This is a genomic window from Methanospirillum sp., assembly GCF_035406105.1.
Taxonomy (GTDB): domain Archaea; phylum Halobacteriota; class Methanomicrobia; order Methanomicrobiales; family Methanospirillaceae; genus Methanospirillum.
The window spans coordinates 1-2,989 of the sequence record NZ_DAONKG010000265.1 but is presented as its reverse complement, the minus strand read 5'-3'; the positions used below and the strand labels follow the sequence as shown (position 1 = coordinate 2,989).

Here is a 2,989-nt window from a genome sequence, read left to right as displayed (position 1 = left end):
CGGGTTCCAGAAAATTTTTCTGTTTCCATTATGCTTAGTATATATTATATTCTTAGATTTATATGTAAGCTATTTTATAAAAATGTTTATAAACTTTTGTAGGGTCCGAAATCTGTGCTGAATCCCAGAGAAATGCTCACAATAAAGGGTGAGAAATCGGTAGATGGTCGAATCGAAAAATTACCATTCCACCCGATGGTCAGAGGGGTTCAAGGGATCCAGGGGTGTTAAAAAGAATACACTGCCTGCACTCTCAATATCCAGGAAAATGTCCTGCTCTCACTCCTTCTCTGATTTCTTCCTGTGATATGAGAGACATAATTTAATGAAATCTTCCTGGATCGGTTATCACATCAACAATCACCGGACATTCCTTACCCATCGCCCATAACACAGCGGATTCAAGGTCCTCTGGTTTTTCAACTCTGATACCATCACCACCACAGGATCTGGCATACATCACAAAATCCGGATTATGCAGACTTGTTGCAAAATTGGGATACTCTTCAAGCTGCTGCTCAACTCGTATCATACCAAGTTCATGATTATTGAGCACTATCACAACCATAGGAAGGTTGTATTTTATTGTGGTGACAAAATCTCCCATCGCCATGGCAAAACCGCCATCTCCTGTGATACAAAACACAGGCCGATCAGGATATGCTATCTTTCCTGCAATAGCACCAGGAAATCCAAAACCCATGGTGGCAAGATATCCGGACATGACAAATTTCTGACCATTCATTCGGAAATTCCTCCCAAACCACCATCCGTTTTCACCGACATCGATCGAGATTATCGCATCAGGCGGTATTACCCTGGAGAGAACATCCATAATAACGGGAGGTCTGATGGGAATTGAAAGATCTTCAGCCTCTTTTCTTCTTAGTTCTATCCATGGTTTTTTTACTGCTGTTACCCGTTCAATTGCATGGGCATGAGGAGACGGGTGAAGTCTGGATAATAATTCTGTTAAAACTTCTCCGACATCCCCGTATACTGGGAGGGTATCCTTTCCTTTTCCAAGTCGAAGGGGATCATAATCTATCTGAAGAATCCTGAGATGCTCCGGCACCCTGGTCATTTTTGAAAATCCGACACCCAGAGTTATGAGCAGATCTGCTTCTTCAACCATGGTCCGTGCTCCGGAAGAGCCAACTGTTCCAAGGACTCCTGCATACATCGGGTGGTCATCCGCAAATATTCCTTTTGCACGAAAGGTTGAGAGAACAGGAGCGTCAATTTTCTCCGCAAACGAGGCAACCAGATCAGAATAGTGATATGCTCCCCATCCGGCAAGAATAACAGGATTTATGGATGAAGTTATGAGGTCGATGGCTTTTTGTATGGTCTGTACATCCGGTCTGATAATAAGAGAGGGGATTACTCCCCTGACGGTTGTAAATTCGGGATCAATCTCCTGTTTCTGGATATCATTCGGGAACGAAATCTGGGCTACACCCCTTCTGACAACGGCATGCTGAACGGCCATGGTAAGAATCTTCGTGGCTATTTTTTTGTCATAGATTGTATTATTATAGACCGTGACCGGTCTGAAAAAAGCATCCTGATCAATCTCCTGAAACCCACCCGGACCGGCATACTGCATCTCCACTTGCCCATTTATTGAGAGGACGGATGCCCGATCTTCCTTTGCGTCATACAGGCCGGTTGCAAGATTTGTCGCTCCTGGTCCTGCAATAGTCACACATGCAGCGATTTTTCCTGTGAGTTTATTATAGGCTGAAGCTGCCATTGCCGCGTTTTCTTCATGACGAAAGAGAATGAAATGTGCTTTTTCATTCTTCCGGATAGCATCGATTATCCCAAGACTGCTTGTTCCCGGAACACCGAAATACTCAGTTATACCAAAGTGAACGAGGTTGTCTATAATCACTTCAGAAACCGTAGGGAATGATCTGTCTTGAGGTTTTGCCTTTCTCACCTGTTCAAAAACAGTCTTGTCTGCATGACAAACCGGACATCGCCAGGTATCAGGGAGTTCTGGAAAAAGGGTCCCTGGTGGGATGGAAGAAGTCGGATCTCCGGTAGTTTCATTATAGAGATATCCACAGATACTACATTTCCATACAGCCATGATATGTGAATTACAGGTGATATGATTAGAATGTTTTGTCAGGAATGAAAGAAATGAAATCTGCCAATCTGCTTTGGAACTACCATGCATTATCCTGCTCTTCGTACCATGGAAGGAAGCAGAAAACGTAATCTTTGGTATTGATTGATATTTGAGCCAAAGTGGGGTTTTTATTCCAGATGGATTAAGGGGAATTATTTGTGATAAAACGGTTTAAATCAGACCAAGTAAAAATCTGATGATTATTCTTCTATATCCGATACGTGGTAATTATAATTCATATCACTCATACATATCTAACACTATTTATACACTTACATTCAAGTAATTTCATTACAAATATACTCATATAATCTGTATATCCAATGCCTGCACAAAAAAGAAAGGATCCGGCATATACCTTCACTGAGGCAAAACAAGCACCATACCTTGTTGATCTGGCGAAGGAACGTGCAATCAGACATCAGTTCGAATTAGGAAAAGGAAAATTTTTGAGGACAGATACTGTTGCAGAAATTCTCGATATCGAACCGGAGGTCATCCGGGAACTCATTCGGAAAAGAGAGTTATATGCAATTAAAATTGGTAAATCATACAGGGTTACTGAATCCGATCTTCAGGAATTTCTCAGTTCGCGGTATACACGTAATAAAATGGAAGATTCGATAAAAAAAGAATAAGTATATCATTGATTGTCACGGGAACACCAGTGACTTGTGGTCAGATGCACGCTCTCGTAACAGTCCGAATAATTGATGAATGTGGTTTTCGGTACCATCCATGATACAGAATACATTTCATATGGTATCGGTTTAGGAATGATCATGGTTACATCTGCACCATCCTCTTCACCTAAGCCAATACAAAATTTTCGCACGTACAATTTCGGTA

At 41.7% G+C, this 2,989-nt stretch carries 2 protein-coding genes; one reads left to right on the top strand and one right to left on the bottom strand.

Annotated features, from left to right (window positions below; genetic code table 11):
* Positions 1–322: 322 nt before the first annotated feature.
* A complete protein-coding gene (locus tag PLA23_RS12130) occupies positions 323–2,098 on the bottom strand; it encodes a thiamine pyrophosphate-dependent enzyme (protein ID WP_324475349.1) in 1,776 nt (591 codons plus the stop codon).
* A 365-nt stretch (positions 2,099–2,463) separates the two neighbouring features.
* On the opposite strand from PLA23_RS12130, the gene PLA23_RS12125 reads away from it, so the two are divergent.
* On the top strand, positions 2,464–2,778 hold the full coding sequence (locus PLA23_RS12125) for a helix-turn-helix domain-containing protein (RefSeq protein WP_324331792.1): 315 nt from the start codon (positions 2,464–2,466) through the stop codon (positions 2,776–2,778).
* Positions 2,779–2,989: the final 211 nt, after the last annotated feature.

Excerpts from the sequence above, each read along its gene's own strand:
- PLA23_RS12130 (WP_324475349.1), bottom strand. The coding sequence starts at position 2,098 with ATGGCTGTATGGAAATGTAGTATCTGTGGATATCTCTATAATGAAACT.
- PLA23_RS12125 (WP_324331792.1), top strand. The coding sequence starts at position 2,464 with ATGCCTGCACAAAAAAGAAAGGATCCGGCATATACCTTCACTGAGGCA.